At 73.2% G+C, this 18,132-nt stretch carries 13 protein-coding genes and 1 pseudogene; 5 read left to right on the top strand and 9 right to left on the bottom strand.

The genetic code is table 11. The features are described 5' to 3' along the window. Positions 1-27 precede the first annotated feature (27 nt). From SSNG_RS25215 to SSNG_RS25205, 3 genes are all read right to left on the bottom strand, one after another. Entirely contained in the window at positions 28-1,917 is a 1,890-nt protein-coding gene (locus tag SSNG_RS25215) for an acetolactate synthase large subunit (protein ID WP_042801855.1), read from the bottom strand. Between the two features lie 228 nt (positions 1,918-2,145). Next, positions 2,146-5,022: an EAL domain-containing protein gene (locus tag SSNG_RS25210; protein WP_042801853.1), complete on the bottom strand. Its 2,877-nt coding sequence runs from the start codon at positions 5,020-5,022 to the stop codon at positions 2,146-2,148. 307 nt (positions 5,023-5,329) lie between these two features. After that, positions 5,330-6,277: a 2-hydroxyacid dehydrogenase gene (locus SSNG_RS25205; RefSeq protein ID WP_007266737.1), complete on the bottom strand. Its 948-nt coding sequence runs from the start codon at positions 6,275-6,277 to the stop codon at positions 5,330-5,332. 84 nt (positions 6,278-6,361) lie between these two features. Here SSNG_RS25205 and SSNG_RS25200 point away from each other — a divergent pair, with 84 nt between their 5' ends. The 3 genes from SSNG_RS25200 (at position 6,362) to SSNG_RS25190 (ending at position 9,018) form a co-directional block, all read left to right on the top strand. Continuing rightward, positions 6,362-7,369 (top strand): aldo/keto reductase, encoded by a 1,008-nt coding sequence (locus tag SSNG_RS25200; protein ID WP_007266736.1) that lies wholly within the window; start codon positions 6,362-6,364, stop codon positions 7,367-7,369. 147 nt (positions 7,370-7,516) lie between these two features. Continuing rightward, a complete protein-coding gene (locus SSNG_RS25195) occupies positions 7,517-8,758 on the top strand; it encodes a PQQ-dependent sugar dehydrogenase (RefSeq protein ID WP_007266735.1) in 1,242 nt (413 codons plus the stop codon). 38 nt (positions 8,759-8,796) lie between these two features. Continuing rightward, positions 8,797-9,018, top strand: a complete 222-nt coding sequence (locus SSNG_RS25190) for a DUF6191 domain-containing protein (protein ID WP_007266734.1) — start codon at positions 8,797-8,799, stop codon at positions 9,016-9,018. On the opposite strand, the pseudogene SSNG_RS25185 reads toward SSNG_RS25190, so the two are convergent. From SSNG_RS25185 to SSNG_RS25165, 6 genes and pseudogenes are all read right to left on the bottom strand, one after another. After that, positions 9,015-12,133: pseudogene (locus SSNG_RS25185) on the bottom strand (AAA family ATPase). The gene SSNG_RS25190 and the pseudogene SSNG_RS25185 sit on opposite strands and share 4 nt — an antisense overlap. A 32-nt stretch (positions 12,134-12,165) precedes the next feature. Further along, entirely contained in the window at positions 12,166-12,360 is a 195-nt protein-coding gene (locus SSNG_RS41305; RefSeq protein WP_129593335.1) for a hypothetical protein, read from the bottom strand. Between the two features lie 158 nt (positions 12,361-12,518). Continuing rightward, a complete protein-coding gene (locus tag SSNG_RS25180) occupies positions 12,519-13,112 on the bottom strand; it encodes a hypothetical protein (protein WP_042801851.1) in 594 nt (197 codons plus the stop codon). A gap of 100 nt (positions 13,113-13,212) precedes the next feature. Continuing rightward, positions 13,213-13,767: a GNAT family protein gene (locus tag SSNG_RS25175; protein ID WP_007266731.1), complete on the bottom strand. Its 555-nt coding sequence runs from the start codon at positions 13,765-13,767 to the stop codon at positions 13,213-13,215. 27 nt (positions 13,768-13,794) lie between these two features. Further along, on the bottom strand, positions 13,795-16,029 hold the full coding sequence (locus SSNG_RS25170; protein WP_007266730.1) for an MMPL family transporter: 2,235 nt from the start codon (positions 16,027-16,029) through the stop codon (positions 13,795-13,797). A gap of 208 nt (positions 16,030-16,237) precedes the next feature. Continuing rightward, positions 16,238-16,630: a hypothetical protein gene (locus tag SSNG_RS25165; protein ID WP_007266729.1), complete on the bottom strand. Its 393-nt coding sequence runs from the start codon at positions 16,628-16,630 to the stop codon at positions 16,238-16,240. A 60-nt stretch (positions 16,631-16,690) separates the two neighbouring features. Between SSNG_RS25165 and SSNG_RS25160 the strand changes: the two genes are divergently transcribed. Together SSNG_RS25160 and SSNG_RS25155 are read left to right on the top strand one after the other, a co-directional pair. After that, complete coding sequence (locus SSNG_RS25160; protein WP_007266728.1) at positions 16,691-17,503, top strand: GNAT family N-acetyltransferase; 813 nt, start codon at positions 16,691-16,693, stop codon at positions 17,501-17,503. A 17-nt stretch (positions 17,504-17,520) separates the two neighbouring features. After that, positions 17,521-18,030 (top strand): DinB family protein, encoded by a 510-nt coding sequence (locus tag SSNG_RS25155; RefSeq protein WP_007266727.1) that lies wholly within the window; start codon positions 17,521-17,523, stop codon positions 18,028-18,030. Positions 18,031-18,132: the final 102 nt, after the last annotated feature.

Raw genomic sequence — 18,132 nt, 5'->3', positions numbered from 1 at the left:
TCGTTCTCTCTCTCAGGCTCTCTCGGCTCAGTCGTCTTCGTTGTCGCCGAAGTCGGGGCGGACGCCCCGGGCTGCCATGACCTCGTCGTTGGAGGTGCCGGCGGCGACCATCGGCCACACCATGGCGTCCTCGTGGACGATGAAGTCGATCACGACCGGACGGTCGTTGATCGCGTTCGCCTCGGCGATGACCTTGTCCAGGTCCGCCGGGTCCTCGCAGCGCAGCGCGACGCAGCCCATGGCCTCGGACAGCTTGACGAAGTCCGGGACGCGGGTGCCCATGCGGGGGGAGGCGGACTCGCCGAGCTGGGAGCCCACGGTGTCGTGGCCGGTCTCGTCCGCGTGCAGGACCGTGTTCGAGTACCGCTGGTTGTAGAACAGGGTCTGCCACTGGCGGACCATGCCCAGCGCGCCGTTGTTGATGATCGCGACCTTGATCGGGATGTTGTTCAGCGCGCAGGTGGCCAGTTCCTGGTTGGTCATCTGGAAACAGCCGTCGCCGTCGATCGCCCAGACGGTGCGCTCCGGCATGCCGACCTTGGCACCCATCGCGGCGGGGACCGCGTAGCCCATGGTTCCGGCGCCGCCGGAGTTCAGCCAGGTGCGGGGCTCCTCGTAGTTGACGAAGTGCGAGGCCCACATCTGGTGCTGGCCGACACCGGCCGCGTAGATGGTGCCCTGCGGCGCCAGCTGCCCGATCCGCTCGATGACCTGCTGCGGCGAGAGGCTGCCGTCCTCGGGCAGGTCGTAGCCCAGCGGGTAGGTCTCGCGCCAGCGGTTGAGGTCCTTCCACCAGGCGGTGTAGTCACCGGTGTTGCCCTCGTTGGCCTCCGCCTGGACGGCCTGGATCAGGTCGGCGATGACCTCGCGGGCGTCACCGACGATCGGGACGTCGACGGCGCGGTTCTTGCCGATCTCGGCGGGGTCGATGTCCGCGTGGATGACCTTGGCGAAGGGGGCGAAGCTGTCCAGCTTGCCGGTGACGCGGTCGTCGAAGCGGGTGCCGAGCGCGATCAGCAGGTCCGACTTCTGGAGCGCGGTCACGGCGGTGACGGCACCGTGCATGCCCGGCATGCCGACGTTCTGCGGGTGGGTGTCCGGGATGGAGCCCAGGGCCATCAGGGTGGTGACGACCGGGACGCCGGTGAGCTCGGTGAGGACCTTCAGCTCGGCGGTGGCGCCGGCCTTCATGACGCCGCCGCCGACGTAGAGGACCGGCCGCTTGGCGGCGGCGATCATCTTGGCGGCCTCGCGGATCTGCTTGGCGTGCGGCTTGGTGACCGGCCGGTAGCCGGGCAGGTCCTGGCTGGGCGGCCACGAGAAGGTGGTCTTCGCCTGGAGGGCGTCCTTGGCGATGTCGACGAGGACCGGGCCGGGGCGGCCGGTGGAGGCGATGTGGAAGGCCTCGGCGATGGTCTTCGCGATGTCCTCGGCCTTGGTGACCAGGAAGTTGTGCTTGGTGATCGGCATCGTGATGCCGACGATGTCCGCCTCCTGGAAGGCGTCGGTGCCGATCGCCTTGGAGGAGACCTGGCCGGTGATCGCGACGAGCGGGACGGAGTCCATGTGCGCGTCGGCGATCGGGGTGACCAGGTTGGTGGCGCCCGGGCCGGAAGTGGCCATGCACACGCCGACCTTGCCGGTGGCCTGGGCGTAGCCGGTGGCGGCGTGGCCGGCCCCCTGCTCGTGGCGGACCAGGATGTGACGGACCTTCTTGCTGTCCATCATCGGGTCGTACGCCGGGAGGATGCAGCCGCCCGGGATACCGAAGACGGTGTCGCACCCCACCTCTTCGAGAGAGCGGATGAGGGACTGCGCGCCCGTGACGTGCTCAACTGCGGTGGGCTGGTTCTGCCCACCCGTACGGGGCCGCGGCTGCGGATGGTGGGCCCCGGAGGCCTGCTCGGTCATCGGCATTCTCTTCTCGAAGCTGAGGGTTTTACGAGGAGCGGGGGGTGATCCGGACCTGGTCCGGACGCGTGTGCCAGTGCAACAAAAAACCCCTCGTGCCAGGTGGCAAGCGAGGGGAGCGCGTCGGTGGTGTCGAGCGGGGACATGCAGGCCCCAGCTTCAGCCGACGCGCTTTCCAAGTACGAGAATTCGGGTGCGCATGGCATTGACCCTCCCTCCGGCGGGAGGTCGATGTCAAGCGGGTGGGACGGGCGTCTCATTATTTGAGCCTCTACGGATGGCCATCGAGCCACCGGACGAGCCGCCGGCCAAGGCGGGCTGGGCCGTACCGCCCGGTACTGGGAACGTACCTCGCACGAGCGCGCGCCGCAGCCTGTATTCGTCAAGCGGTCCGGAGAACGCCGCTCCCTGGCCGTGGGTGCACCCCATCGCCCGCAGCGCCAGCACCTGCTCGGGGAGGTCCACCCCGTCGGCCACGGACTGCATGCCCAGGTCGTTTGCGATCCGCAACAATCCGGCCGTGATCTTGTGCAGCCTGGCTGATTCGACCACCCCTTCGACCAGGCCCCGGTCCAGCTTGAGCAGGTCCACCGGAAGCCTGCGCAGGGCACTGATGGCCGCGTAGCCGCTGCCGAAGCCGTCCAGGGCGATCCGTACGCCGAGCCGGTGCAGGGCCGTCAGACGGCGCTCCAGCTCGTCGAAGGGCACCCTGGGGTCGGAGGCGGCCAGTTCGAGCACGAGGGACCCGGAGGGCAGCCCGTGGCGGGTCAGCAGGGCCTCCACGCTGCTGCCGGGCGAGGAGCGGTCCAGCAGCCGCTGGGCGGTCATCCGGACGGCCACTGGTACGTCGTGCCCGGCGCGGTGCCGCTCGGCGGCCTCCTCGACGGCCTCCTCCAGGAGCCAACGGCCCAGTTCCGCCGTGCGCGAGCCGTCCGGCCCGGCCGCCGGACCGCCCTCGCTGTGCTCGGCCACCCGGAGGAACTCGGCCGGAGTGAAGAGGATCCCCTGCGCGGAGCGCCAGCGGGCCTGCGCGGCGACGGCGGCCACCTCGCCGGTGGCCAGGCAGACCACGGGCTGGTGCAGCAGGGCGAACTCGCCCTCGTGCAGCGCGGTGCGCAGCCGCCCGGCCAGTTCGGCCTTGCGGGTTACCTCGGCCTGCATCTGGGGCGCGTAGAGCTCGACCCGGTCCTTGCCGCCCGCCTTGGCGCGGTACATCGCGAGGTCGGCGTTGCGCATCAGGTCCGAAGGGGTGATGCCGGGGTCGGCGAAGGCGACGCCGATGCTGGCGGCCACCCGGACCTCGCTCCCGGCGATGCGGTACGGCTGGGAGAGGGTGGCGCGCAGCCGGTCGGCGATGTCGTGGACCTGGCACTCGCGGGCGCTTCGGTCGCGGCTGCCGTCGCCGAGGATCAGCGCGGCGAACTCGTCGCCGCCGAGGCGGGCGGCGGTGTCCCCGGCCCGGACGGCGTCCTGGAGGCGGCGGGCGGCCTCGACGAGGAGCTCGTCGCCGGCCTGGTGGCCGATGGTGTCGTTGACGGCCTTGAAGCCGTCGAGGTCGATGAAGAGCACGGCGGTGCTGTGGTCGCCGGCCCGGCGGCCGGTGAGGGCCTGGCGGACGCGGCGGGTGAACAGGGCCCGGTTGGGCAGGTCGGTCAGCGGGTCGTGCTCGGCGCTGTGCTGGAGCTGCGCCTGGAGGCGGACCCGCTCGGTGACGTCGCGGCTGTTGAGGATGAGGCCGCCCTGGTGGCGGTTGACGGTGGACTCCACGTTGAGCCACTCGCCGCCGCCCGACTCGAAGCGGCACTCGATGCGGGTGGTGGGCTCCTCGGCGGGCGGGGCGGCCAGGAAGCGGCGTACCTCGTGGACCACCCGGCCGAGGTCGTCGGGGTGGATCAGGGCGGCGAGCTCGGTGCCGACCAGCTCCTCCGCCTCGCGGCCGTAGACCCCGGCGGCGGCGGGGCTGACGTAGCGCAGGGTCCCGGTGGGCGCGGCGATCATGATGACGTCGCTGGAGCCCTGGACCAGGGAGCGGAAGTGGTTCTCCTTCTGGGCCAGTTCCTGGGTGAGCGCGATGTTGTCGAGGAGCATGATGCCCTGCCGGATGACGAGGGCGAGGACGACGGTGCAGCCGGTGAAGACCACCATCCGGTCCACCTTCCGGCCGTCCACGACGTTGTAGAGGATGCCGAGGGTGCACACCGCGGCCGCGAGGTACGGGGTGAGCGCGGGCAGCGAGCCGGTGATGGGACGGCTGTGCGGGCGCTCCGGGCGCGGTGGGGCGGGGCGGGGCTCGGGCTCGGTCCGCCGGGCGCCCCAGGGGGCGTAGGCGAGCAGCAGCGAGCCCGCGAACCAGCCGGCGTCGAGGATCTCCCCGGAGCTGTAGGTGGTGTTGAGCAGCGGCGAGGTGAACAGGGCGTCGCTCAGGACGGTCAGGGCGAGGGCGGCGATCGCCGTGTTGACCGCCGAGCGGTTGTTCGCCGAGCGCCGGAAGTGCAGCACCAGGACCATGGAGACCAGCGCGATGTCCAGCAGCGGGTAGGCGAGGGACAGCGCGGCGCGCGGCACGCTGCCGGGGGCGCCCGACTGGGCGGTGCGGGCGGCGTTGGCGAGGGCCAGGCTCCAGGACAGGGTCAGCAGCGAGCCGCCGATGAGCCAGGAGTCGAGGCCGAGGCAGACCCATCCGGCCCGGGTGACCGGGCGCTTGGCCAGGACGAGCAGGCCCACGATGGCGGGCGGCGCGAAGCAGAGGAAGGCGAAGTCGGCGAGCGAGGGTTCGGGGACCTTCTGGCCGAGGACCACCTCGTACCAGCCCCAGACCGCGTTCCCCAGGCCGCCCATGAGCGAGGAGAAGGCGAACATCAGCCAGGCGGGACGTTCGCGCCGGTCGATCGCGCGGGCGTAGTGGTAGCAGGAGACGGCGGCCAGTAATCCGGCGGCACTGAGGCCGAAGTCGCCCATGATCTTGGCGAGTTCGTCCGACCCCCAGCCGAGGGCGGCTCCGACCGCGTAGCCGCCGCTGACCAGTGCGAGGAGGAGTTGCGCGGCGAGGCCCCGGCCGCCTCCGCCGGTGACCGGCGGCCGGGTCAGCAGCGCCGCCCCCGGGGCGCTCACCGGTGCCCCTCGCCGGCCGGTTCCGGTGCGGTCCAGTCTCGGCAGCGTCGCCTCCGGCGGCCCTGCCGCAGCGGATCCTTCGTCCATTGGCCGTGCATCGCCCGTCGCCCCCCAAAGTGTCCGATCACTCCCCAGCGCCAGACGTACGTGGCGCAGCCCCTTGTTCCGGACGATACACCACTTTCGTCACTCAGCGACATAGCTGTTCTACGCTCCGTCACCAAGAGGGGGGTCCTGGCCACCGGTTGCGCACGATTTGTCGCCCAGGGTAGCGATATGTGGCTCGCGAGTGCGGGACGCGCCGGCCTCAGTCCTTGATCAGGACGGTGTTGTGCACCTCCTCCCCCGCGGCGAACCGGGTGAGCTGGCGCGCCAGGAGCCGCTTCGCCCTGGGCTCGAACGCCGAGCTGCTGCCGCCCACGTGAGGGGTGATCAGGAGGTTGGGGGCGTGCCAGAGGGGGTGGCCGGCGGGCAGCGGCTCCGGGTCGGTGACGTCGAGCGCCGCGCGCAGCCGGCCGGACTCCAGTTCCGCCAGCAGGGCCGCGGTGTCGACGACGGGTCCGCGCGAGACGTTCACGAGCAGGGCGCCGTCCTTCATCCGCCCGAGGAAGCCGGCGTCGACGAGTCCCCGGGTGTCCTCGGTCAGCGGGGTGGTGAGGACGACGACGTCCGCGTCCGGGAGGAGGTCCGGGAGGTCGGCGAGGGCGCGGACCGGCCCGTGCGGGGCGGTGCGGGCCGAGCGCGCGACGCGGGTGACCGGCCCGCACTCGAAGGGGACGAGCCGGTCCTCGACGGCCGCGCCGATCGCCCCGTAGCCGACGATCAGGACGGACCGGTCGGCGAGGGCGTCGTAGAAGCCTCCGCGCCACTCCTCGCGGTCCTGGCCGCGCACCATGCCGGGGATGCCGCGCAGGGAGGCGAGGACGAGTGTGAGGGCGAGCTCGGCGGTGCTGGCCTCGTGGACGCCGCGGGCGTTGCACAGCCGTACGCCCGGGCGGAGTTCGCCGAGGCCGGGCAGGACGTGGTCGATGCCGGCGGTGAGGGTCTGCACCACGCGCAGGGCGGGCATCCGGGCGAGCGGGCGCAGGGTCACCTCCTGGGGCTTCATGTAGGGGGTGACGTAGAAGACGCAGTCGGCCGGGTCGGCCGGAAAGGTGTCCTCGCCGTCCCACTGGCGGTAGCGGAAGGAGTCGGGGAGGCCGTCGATCTCTCCGGGCGGGAAGGGGAGCCAGACGTCCCCGGTCGTTGCAGTCATGATCCCGAGGCTATGTGAAGGGAATTGGATCAAGCCGTTAGTTTGAGGGCCGGACCGGGAGCGGGCCGGAAGGGGGACGCAGGGGTGGAGCGCAGGTCGATCGGGTCGGGACCGCTGACGGTGGGCGCCATAGGGCTCGGCTGCATGCCGATGAGCTGGGCCTACGCGCCTTCGCGGCGGCGGGGCGAGGAATCGCTGCGGACCCTGCACACGGCGCTGGACCGCGGGGCGAACCTGCTGGACACGGCCGATCTGTACGGGCCCTACACGAACGAGCTGGTGCTGGGCCGGGTGCTGCGGGAACGGCGGGCCGAGGCCTTCGTCTCCGCCAAGGTGGGGCTGCGGGCGGGCGAGGGGCACGTGGTGGCCGACGGGCGGCCGGGGTACGTGCGGCGGGCGTGCGACGCCTCGCTGCGGCGGCTGCGGACCGACGTCATAGACCTGTACCAGCTCCACCGGGTGGATCCGGAGGTGCCGGTGGAGGAGACCTGGGGCGCCATGGCGGAGCTGGTGCAGGCGGGCAAGGTGCGGGCGCTGGGGTTCTGCGCGCTGGGCGCGGGGGCCGGGCCGGGGGCGGGGCGGCGCGGGGACCGGGGGTACCGGACGACGCTGCGGCAGCTGGAACGGGTCCAGCAGGTGTTCCCGGTGACGGCGGTGCAGGCGGAGCTGTCGGTGTGGTCACCGGAGGCGGCGTGGCAGCTGCTGCCGTGGTGCGCGGCGCGGGGGGTGGGGATGCTGGCGGCGATGCCGCTGGGCAGCGGGTTCCTGACCGGGACGCTGACGCCGGGGCAGGGTTTCGAGTCGGCGGACGTACGGGCGCGGCACCCGCGCTTCACCGCGCACGCGATGGCCTCCAACCAGGTGCTGGTGGCGGGGCTGCGGCGGGTGGCCCGGCGGCACGGGCCGGAGGTCACGGCGGCACAGGTGGCGCTGGCCTGGGTGCTGGCGCAGGGGCCGCACGTGGTGCCGGTTCCGGGGGCGGAGCGGGCGCGGTGGGCGGCGGAGAACGCCCGGGCCGCGGAGGTGCGGCTCACGGGCGCGGAGCTGGCCGAGATAGCGGCGCTGCCCGCGGCGGTGGGAGCCTGGGACTAGATCCCGGTCCCGGTCCGGTTCCCCAGGTCCACTCGATCGGGTGTACGAGGGGTGGAACTTCGGGACCGGCCGGGTCTGTTGAGTGGAGTGAAGGGCAGCACTGGAGGACACCGGACAGGGGACGGACGGCCGGAGGGGAGCGGGACGATGCGGTACGGGCAGTTCCACAGGGGCGGGGCGCTGCGGGGCCGGCCGGGATACGGGGACGGCCGCGGGCGGCGCCGGGGCGTGCCGGCGTGGCTCGCGCTGGCCGGGTGCGGCGCACTGCTGGCGGCGGGCTGTTCCGCGCCGGGCGGCGAGCGGGCCGGGCCGGGCGGTTCCCCGCCGGGTCCGCCGCCGGCCGGAGCGGCGTCCCCGGGGGCGTCGGGGCCGGCGGACGCGTCGGGGCCGCCGGCGAAGGGGTCGGTGACGGTGTCGGGCGAGGTCGCCAAGGACCTGGAGTCCCCCTGGGGCGTGGCCCCGCTGCCCGGCGGGGACCTGCTGGTCGCCTCTCGCGACAAGGGCACGGTCAGCCGGGTGCGGACGGACACGGGCGCGGTGACGCAGATCGGCAAGGTCCCCGGGGTGGCCCCGGGCGGGGAGGGCGGCCTGCTGGGGCTGGCGCTGTCCCCGGACTTCGCCTCGGACCGGATGGTCTACGCGTACTTCACGACCGAGTCCGACAACCGCATCGCCCGGATGCGGTACGACGAGCAGAGACCGGCCGGTCAGCAGCTGGGCGCGCCCGACACGGTGTTGCGGGGGATCCCCAAGGGGCTCATCCACAACGGCGGGCGGATCGCCTTCGGCCCCGACCGGATGCTCTACGCCGGCACGGGCGAGACCGGGAACACGGGGCTGGCGCAGGACAGGAAGTCGCTGGGCGGGAAGATCCTGCGGATGACCCCGGACGGGCGGCCGGCACCGGGCAATCCGGAGGCCGGGTCCGTCGTCTACTCCTGCGGGCACCGCAATGTGCAGGGCCTCGCCTGGGACAAGGACAAACGGCTCTGGGCGTCCGAGTTCGGCCAGCGCACCTGGGACGAGCTGAACCTCGTCGAGCCCGGGGGCAACTACGGCTGGCCGGAGGCTGAGGGGAAGGCCGGGAAGGCGGGATTCCGTGATCCGGTAGCGGTCTGGAAGACGGATGAGGCCTCGCCGAGCGGGATCGCCTGGGCGGAGGGCTCGATCTGGATGGCCGGGCTGAAGGGCGAGCGGCTGTGGCGGATCCCGCTGAAGGGTGCCGCCGCCGCGGCGGAGCCGGAGGCTTTCCTCCAGGGGAAGTACGGCCGACTGCGCACGGTGGTGCCCCTCGAAGGGGACCAGGTGCTGCTGGTCACGAGCGAGACGGACGGGCGCGGGTCGCCGGAGCCCGGTGACGACAGGATCCTGAGACTGACGGTGCGGTGACCTGAGCGGCTCCGGAGGGGGCGGAAGGCAGGGCGAGCGTGGTGTTCAACATGATCGAGGAACTCTTCAATCCGGGACGCAAGCACGCGCACGACGAGAAGAAGCGGCTGGAGCTGTCCCGGACCGACGTCGGTGACGGCGATCCGGGACGGGGTCCCATAGACCTCGACTCCGGCAAGGTGCTCATACGCCCGGCCGACGCTTCCGAGCCGGGCGGGGCCCCCGAGCCGGGCGCGGCCGACGGGGGCGAGGAGCCCTAGGAACGCCCTCCCCCGGCCGCGGGGGACGCCGCCGGGGCGAGCGGCGCGGTGAAGAGGTGCAGCCGGTGGGCGAGGGCCGCGGCCTCGCCCCGGCTGGCGACTCCGAGCTTGGCCAGGATGTTCGAGACGTGCACGCTGGCCGTCTTCGGGGAGATGAAGAGCTCCTCCGCGTTTTTGTTTTGTTGGTGCTGCCGGCCGCGACGAGCCGCAGGACGTCCCGTTCGCGGCTGGTCAGGCCCAGGGCCTCGATGGGGTCGGTGTCCGGGACCGGCGCGGCCGGGTGGGGCTCCTCGGCGGTCAGCGGGAGGCGGGCGCGCTGGGCGAGCAGGGCCAGGTCCTCCCGGAGCCGCCGGGAGCCGAGCCGGTCGGCGGCGGCGTGGGCGTCGCGGAGCAGGTCGGCGGCGGTCTCGCGGTCCCCTCCCGAGACGAGCAGCGCCTCGGCGAGCCGGTGGCGGGCCCGGGCGAGCAGGTACGGGCGCTGGAGGGGGCGTACGGCGGCCTCGACCGCGGTCCAGTCGGCGACGGTGTCCCGGGCCTCGGCGCGGAGCAGTTCGGCCCGCAGGTACTCGGCGTGCGCGACCCAGACGGGGACCGGGGTGGCCAGGGTCCGGGCGGCGGTGCGCAGCACCTCCAGGGCGGCGTCGCGTCCGGCGTCGGCCACGGGCAGTCCCCGGGCGTCCGCCTCGGCGGAGGCGGAGGCCAGCAGCAGCGGCCAGGCGTAGCGGTGCTGGCCGAGCGGGAAGCCGTGGGCCACGGCGTCGGCGGTCTCGGCGCGGACGTCGCCGATGCGGCCCTCGCCGTCGGCCAGGCCGATGGCCAGCCGGTAGAGCGGGAGCCGGTGCTGGGGCTGGCGGTCGTGGGTGCCGAAGTGGGCGTGGGCGGCGGCGAGCTGCTGGGCGGCCTCGGCGAGTTCGCCGCGGGCCAGGGCGAGGTAGGCCAGGCGGGCGGAGGCGGAGCCGCGCGGGGCGGCGCTCTGGCCGACGTGCAGGGTGCGGCGGGCGGCCTCGGCGGCCTCGTCCCAGCGGCCCAAGCTGTAGAGGCTCTCCGCCATGTTCCCGCAGACCCAGGCCTCGGTGTCCAGGAGCCGGGACCTGCTGACGAGTTCGACCCCTTGTTCGGCCAGTTCCACGGCTTCGCGGGACCGGCCCATGGCTTCGAGTTGAGAGGTGATGTTGACGTGAGCGCGACCCGCGACCACGGTGAGCCCGAGTTCGGTGGCGCGGTCCTTGACCGCGTGCAGTTCGGCGAGGCCGGTGGTGCCGTCGCCGGAGTCGGTGAGCAGGCAGCCGTAGGTGATCCGGGCGTTGAGCTCGGTCTCCTCGGCTCCGATCATGCGGGCGTACTCCACGGCCCGTTCGGCGGCGGCGAGGTTGCCGGGGCCCGGGTTGTGGAGCATGCCCCAGCCCGCGGCCCGGACGAGGACGTCGGCGTGCACCTGGGACGGGGGCAGCCCCTTGACGAGTTCCTGGGCCGTGGCGATCTCGTGCCAGCCGTCGCCCCGGCCGAGGTTGGCGACGAGGCGGGAGCGCTCGGTCCAGAACCAGGCGGCGCGCAGCGGGTCTTCGCCGTCCTCGTCGAGGGTGCGCAGGGCCAGTTTGGTGAGCTTCAGGGCGCGTTCGCGTTCGCCGCCGAAGCGGGCGGCGACGGTGGCCTCGGCGAGCAGGTCGAGGCGCTGGAGGGGGGTGGTGGCGGGGTCGCAGCCGCAGGGCGGGTAGACCTCGGTGTAGTCGGCGGGGCGCAGGTCGGCGCGGACCTCGTCGGGGGCGCTGTCCCACAGGTCCATGGCCCGTTCCAGCAGGCTGAGCTGCTCGGAGTAGGCGTGCCGGCGGCGGGCGGTGACGGAGGCGGCGAGGACCGCGGGCAGGGCCTTGGCGGGGTCGTTGGCCGCGTACCAGTAGTTGGCCAGGCGGATGAGCCGTTCCTCGGCGCGGACCAGGGATTCGTCGTCCTCGACGGCCTCGGCGTAGCGGCGGTTGACGCGGGCGCGTTCGCCGGGCAGCAGGTCGTCGCTGACGGCCTCGCGGACCAGCGAGTGGCGGAAGCGGTAGCCGTCGCCGTCGGTGGTGGCGAGGAGGATGTTGGCGCCGACGGCGGCGCGCAGGGCTTCGATGAGTTCGTCCTCGCCGAGCCGGACGACGGCGCGCAGCAGGGCGTACTCGACGGTGGAGCCGCCCTCGGCGACGATGCGCACCACGCGCTGGGCGGCGTCGGGCAGTACCTCGACGCGGACGAGCAGGAGGTCGCGCAGGGATTCGGTGAGGCCGGTGCGGCAGCCGCTCTCCTGGCAGGCGACGAGTTCCTCGACGAAGAAGGCGTTGCCGTCGGAGCGGTCGAAGACGGAGTCGACGAAGCTCTCCTCGGGCTGCGAGGCGAGGATCCCGGCGAGCTGGCGGCGCACTTCGGCCCGGTTGAAGCGGGACAGTTCGATGCGGTGGACGGTGCGGAGCCGGTCGAGTTCGGCGAGCAGCGGGCGCAGCGGGTGGCGGCGGTGGATGTCGTCGGCGCGGTAGGTCGCGACGAGGACGAGCCGGCCGCGGGCGAGGGTGCGGAAGAGGTAGGCGAGCAGGTGCCGGGTGGAGGTGTCCGCCCAGTGGAGGTCCTCCAGGACGAGCACGACGGTGCGGTCGGCGGCGAGGCGTTCCAGCATCCTGGCGGTCAGTTCGAAGAGCCGGGCGGTGCTCTCCTCGTCGTGGGGGCCGCGGGGGGTCTCGCCGAGTTCGGGGAGGATGCGGGCGAGTTCGTCCTCCTGGCCGGCGGCGGCTTCGGCCAGTTCGTCGGGGAGCAGGCGGAGCAGGCTGCGCAGGGCAGTGGAGAAGGGGGCGAAGGGAAGTCCCTCCGCCCCGATCTCCACACAGCCTCCGACCGCCACCACGGCGCCGCGGCGGGCGGCCTCCGTGAGGAACTCCTCGGTCAGGCGGGTCTTGCCGACTCCGGCTTCTCCGCCGATGAGCAGGGCCTGCGGCTCCTGGCCGGCGGCGCGCCCCAGGGCGTCGACGAGTGCGGCCAGTTCGTCGGCTCGGCCGACGAACACCGGGCTGACAGATCTGGTCTCCACGCCGCCGAGCATCGCACACAGGTCCGGTCGGGCGGCAGTCGTTATCGCTGCGCTTGTCATCTCGCCTCGGCTCCCGTGGTCCGCGACGCGGGTTACGCGGCGCGGGTGAAGAGGCCGCGGGGGCGACTCACCGTCCTCTCGGATTCCCGGCTCCGAGAGGAGCGGGCGGCCTTCTTGGCCTCCCGGACGGCCCGGTACCGGTCGGCCTCGCGGATGAGGTCGGCGCGGCGGGCGGTGGCGATCTCGTACTCGAACATCTCGTTCTCCCTGGTTGCTTTCTCGGGCACCTCGTTCGGTGTGATCCAAGATTCGCGTCCCAGAGGGGTGCGGCACATGGGGCTCATGCCGCATCTCAGCGGTGCCGGGGTCCTTAGGCCGGGGTCCGGGGGGCCTGAGCCGGCCTGGGGCGGGCTAAGGCAGGGCGGGAGATCGCGTAAGGCGGTGCCTACTGGGCGGCCGTGGGGAGCGGGAAGAGCAGGTCGAAGTACATGAGGCCGAAGAGCAGGACCCCGAGGAGGCCGAGGGCCACGGCGGCCCAGGAGACGGAGCGGACCCAGGCGGGGTGGACCCGGCCGGGGGCGCCGAAGGCGGGCCCGGCGAGGACGAGGACGGCGAGGAGGAGGGCGAGGGTGGACAGGACACCGTTGACGAGGGCGGTCATGTGCCAGGCGTCGCCGTACAGGGCGGCGATCTTCTCCTTGGCGGTGGTCGCGCTGACCGATTCGATCTGGCCGATGAGCGTCTGGCGTTCGGCGGCGACGCGGGAGACCCAGCTGCCGCTGAGGGCGACGAGGCCCAGGCCCGCGGCGACGACGGCGGATGCGGCGGCTCCGACGCCGGTGCTCCGCTCGGGGACGTCTTCGGCGGTGTCCGCGTCGGTCTCTTCGGCCTCTTCGGCGTCCTCGGTGGTGCCGGCCTGCTCGGCGTCGAGGCCGGCGGCGGGTTCGGCGACTGCCGTCCCGGGGGTGGCCGCCTTGTCCTCGGGGGCGTCCGCGTCCACGACGGGGGCGGGCGCGACGGGGGTCTTCGTGGTGTCCATGCCGGGCACCGTAAGCGGCGTTTCTGAGAGGTTCCTGAGAGGACCGCGCGCGCCCCGGCGCCGGTGGGCCGCGGGCCCATGGCGGGGCCCGCGGCGGTGGCTACGCCGGGCGGGCGGCGGCCCGTTCGTGGGCGAGGACGGCCCAGACCTCGGTGTCCTGGCGGACGCCGCGGTGGAGGTGGTTCTGCCGCATGACGCCGTCGCGGGTCAGGCCGAGGCGTTGGGCGGCGGCGATGCTCTTCTCGTTGCCGGCGGCCACGTGCCATTCCACGCGGTGCATGCCGCGTACGTCGAAGGCCCAGTCGATCAGGATCCGGCAGGCCTTGGTGACCAGGCCCCGGCCGGCGCCGGCGGGCTCCAGCCAGCAGCCGACCTCGCAGTTGCCCGCTTCGGCGTCGAAGGTCCGGAAGAGGACCCCGCCGACGAGGGTGCCGTCGACGCGGATGCCGTAGAGCCGGGCGCCGTCCCTGGCGGCCTCCTCCGCCTTGGAGCCGAGCAGGTGCCGCGCCGAGGCGAGGTCGGTGACGCGGTCCGGGAGGCCGATGAACCGGCCGATGAACTCGCGGCCCCGGTCCATGTGCGCCAGGAACTCCTCGGCGTGCCACACCTCCAGCGGGAACAGCTGGGCGTCGTCGGCCAGGTCTATCGCGAACATCTGTGCTTCCTTACGGCTCGTGACCGGTCAGCGGGGCGTGCGGGCCGGCTCGGCGTGGTCCGCCTCCGGCCGCTGCGACGGAAGTGTCGCACGGGGAGCGGACCGTTCCGGCGGCTCGATGCTGATGCGGGGCAGCCGGCGGTCGAGCCAGGCGGGGATCCACCAGTTGGCGCCGCCGAGCAGGTGCATGAGGGCGGGGACGAGCAGGGTGCGCAGGACGAAGGCGTCGAGCGCGACGGCTGCGGCGAGCGCGATCCCGAACATCGCGATGAGCCGGTCGCCGCTGAGGACGAAGGCCAGGAAGACGGAGATCATGATGACGGCCGCCGAGTTGATCACCCGGCTGGTCTCGGCGAGGCCCACGCGGACGGCCCGCCGGTTGTCGCCGGTCTCCAGCCACTCCTCGTACATCCGGCTGACCAGGAAGACCTGGTAGTCCATGGAGAGCCCGAAGAGCACCGACACCATGATCACCGGCAGGAAGGGCTCGATCGGTCCGGCGCTGCCCAGGCCCAGCGGTTCGCTCCCCCAGCCCCACTGGAAGATCGCGACGACGACGCCGAAGGAGGAGGCGACGGCGGCGACGTTCATGGCGGCGGCCTTGAGCGGTATGCCGATGGACCGGAAGGCGAGCAGCAGCAGGACACAGCCGAGCGCGATGACCACCCCGACGAAGAGGGGCAGCTTGCCCACGATCACCTCGGCGAAGTCGTCGTAGCCGGCCGTCACCCCGCCGACGTGGGCGTCCATGGTGCTGCCGTGTGCGGTGCGGGGGATGACGTCCCGGCGCAGGGTGTCGACCAGTTCGCTCGTGGCCCTGGACTGGGGGGCGGAGTCGGGGACGACGGTGAGGACGGCGGTGTCCCCGCTGCGGTTGAAGACGGCCGGGCCGGCGGAGGCGACGCCCTCGGTGGTGCGCAGGGCTTCCGTCAGCCGCTCGAAGGCGACGCGGTCGCCCGCGCCGTCGAGCCGGGCGACGACGCTGAGCGGGCCGTTCGTGCCGGGCCCGAAGCTGTCGGCCAGCAGGTCGTAGGCCTTGCGGGTGGTGGAGGCGGCCGGGTTGTTGCCCTGGACGGAGGTGCCGAGGTGGAGCGAGAGGGTCGGCAGTGCGAGCACGGCCATCACCAGGGCCGCGACCAGTCCGAGCAGTTTGGGGTGGCGTTCGACGAAGGCCGACCAGCGGGCGGCGAAGCCCGTGGGCGGCTGGGGGCGGGGGCCTTCGGCGGCGAGCTTGCGCCGTTCGCGGCGCGAGAGGGCCCGTATGCCGATGTACGAGAGGAGGGCGGGCAGCAGGGTGACGGAGGCCGCCACGGTGAGCACCACGGTGAGGGAGGCGGCTATCGCGACGCCGTCGAGGAAGTTCAGCCGCAGCACCAGCATGCCGAGCAGGGCTATGCAGACGGTTGCCCCGGCGAACACGACGGCCCGGCCGGTGGTGGCGACGGCGTTCGCGGCGGCTTCCTCGACGGTGAGGCCGCGCGCCAGGCCCTTGCGGTGCCGGGTGACGATGAACAGGGCGTAGTCGATGCCGACGCCGAGGCCGACGAGGGTGCCCAGCATGGGGGCGAAGTCGGCGACGGGCATGGCGTGCCCGAGGAGGGTGATGCCGAAGTAGGCGCTGCCGACGCTGACGAGGGCGGTCGCGATGGGCAGCAGGCTCGCGGCGAGGGAGCCGAAGGCGAGGAAGAGGACGGCGGCGGCGATGCCGACGCCGATGACCTCGGCGAGGTGGGCGCTGGGCGCCTCGGTCAGGCCGATGGCGCGGCCGCCGAGTTCGACCTGGAGGCCTTCGGCCTGGGTGGCGGGGTTCTTCGCGGTGTCGAGGACGGCCTTGGCCCGGGCCTTGGGTACGGAGTCGGCCGGCCGGTCGAAGGTGACCACCGCGTAGGCGGTGCGGCCGTCGGGGCTGATCTGCGCGGCTCCGGCGGGGCCGGGTGCGTAGGGGCCGGCGACGGATGCCACGCCGGGCAGGGCCGCGACGGCGTCCAGGGCCCGGGTCATGCGCTGTTGTATCTCGGGGGTGCGTACCGTCCGGTGGTCCGGGGCCCGCCACACGATGGTGTCGGTGTCGCCGCCCTGACCCGGGAAGCCCTCGCTCAGGAGGGCGTGGGCCTTGGCGGACTCCGTGCCGGGGACCTCGTAGTCGTTGGAGAACGCGGTGCCGGCCGCTCCGGCCGCCGCGGCGGTCCCGCCGAGGGCGAGCAGCCAGATCAGGACGGTCACCAGTCGGTGCCGCAGGCACCACCGTGCGATTGCTGCCAACGGACGTGCTCCCTGGTGGTCCGGATCTTCACCGGGAGGTAGCCCGACGCAAAGAACTCGTGAACTCGTGAACTTGTGAAGGTCCGGCCGCGAGGTCCGCCGCGGCCAGGGTGGTATACACCTCGATTGACACGATTCCAGCCTTTCGTGATCGTTGGCGGGATTCGTGTGCATCGTCACAGGCATGGGGCGGGATGCGGGACCTTGGTCACCGGTGCTCGGGGGCGGACGGCTCGTCGGCCCGGTAGCCGGGGAGCGAGGGCCAGCGCACGGTGAGGACCACCGAGTCCTCCTCCGCGTACCAGGAGTGGTCGACCCCGCGCCCCCAGACCACGTAGTCCCCCTGCTCGGCGAGGACCACGGTGCGGCCGGGGAACTCCAGCCGGAACCGGCCGCTGACGAGCACCTGGAGCGCGGTGCGGCGCTCGCCGGTCACCCACCGGTCCCGCTCCTCGCCCTTGGGGTGGACCCCCCACTTGATCTCGACCTCCTCGCTGTGGCGGGGATCGCCGGGGCTCTTGAAGTGGCCGAGGAGCCAGCCCCGGTCGGCGGCGGCGTCGGGAGTGGCCTTGCCCGTGTAGATGGCGGAGTCGTCAGTCACGGTGTGAGGCTAATGCAGTTGTACGCACGGCCCGCACCTGATCAGCTGGCCGGCATGACGATGAATCATGATGAACTGCTGAAGGTGCGCGACCGCTACGACGCCGAGATGAGGCGCGACGCGCAGCCCGACGCCGCGCACGCGCGGGTGGAGCGGGCGGGCCGGGTCGTACGCCAGACCGTGCCGGGGCTCGGCTGGAACGGCGTGCTCTGGTCGGACCTCGACGAGGACACGGCGGACGCGGAGATCGCCGCGCAGGTCGCGTACTTCGGGGCGCGCGGGGAGGACGCCGGCGGGCCGGAGTTCGAGTGGAAGCTGTACTCCCACGACCGCCCGGCGGACCTCGGGGACCGGCTGCGCGCGGCGGGCTTCGTACCGGAGGCGCCGGAGACGCTGGTGGTGGCGCGCACGGCCGACCTCGCGGCCCTGCCGGTGGAGCCGCCGGAGGGGATCACGCTGCGGGTGGTGACGGACGAGGCGGGGGTGGACCTGATGATGGAGGTGCACCACCGCGCCTTCGGCACCGAGCGCCCCCGGATCCGGGAGCAGATGCTCACGCTGCTGCGGGACGAGCCGGACACCATCGAGGCCGTGCTGGCGATGGCCGGGGACGTCCCGGTCAGCGCGGCCCGGATGGAGATGCGCCCGGGCAGCGCCTTCGCCGGCCTGTGGGGCGGCGGCACCGCACCGGAGTGGCGCGGCCGCGGCATCTACCGCCTGCTGGTGGCCCACCGCGCCCGCGTGGCGGCGGCCCGGAACATCCCGTACCTCCAGGTCGACGCCTCGGACGACAGCCGCCCGATCCTGGAGCGCCTGGGCTTCGGCGTGCTCGGCGTGACGACCCCTTACATCTGGCAGAGCACCCGCTCCTGAGCCGGGAGGATCCCCGCATGCAGAACACGGAACGCGTCGGCCCGCCCCTGACCGGTGGGGAGCGCGAGACGCTCCGCGCCTACCTCGACTTCCACCGGGCCACCCTCGCCTGGAAGTGCGAGGGGCTCGACGACGAGGAGCTGCGCCGGCAGGCGTCGCCGCCGTCCACCCTGTCCCTGCTGGGGCTGGTGCGGCACATGGCCGAGGTGGAGCGGCACTGGTTCCGGCGCACGATCGGCGGCGCCGACGTACCGCACCTGTGGTCCGACGACCACGACTTCCAGGCCGCGTACGACGCCACGACCGCGACCCGCGCCGAGGCGTTCGCCGCGTGGGAGGCGGAGGTGGAGCACTCCCGCGCCGTCGAGGCGGCCGCCGAGTCCCTGGAGGTGACGGCGTACGTCGCCAGGTGGGAGCAGGAGGCCTCGCTGCGCCTGGTGATGCTCCACATGATCCACGAGTACGCCCGCCACAACGGCCACGCCGACTTCCTGCGCGAGGCCGTCGACGGCACGGTCGGCGCGTAGCGGGGCGGTGCGGAGCCGGGACGGTGCGGACGCCTCCTACGCGGCGCGCCAGTAGCCCAGGCTGTTCACGCGCTGCTTCGGCAGGCCCAGTTCCTTCTTGAG

This window comes from Streptomyces sp. C, assembly GCF_000158895.1.
In the GTDB taxonomy this organism is placed as follows: domain Bacteria; phylum Actinomycetota; class Actinomycetes; order Streptomycetales; family Streptomycetaceae; genus Streptomyces; species Streptomyces racemochromogenes.
This window is presented reverse-complemented; position numbering and strand designations above follow the sequence as displayed.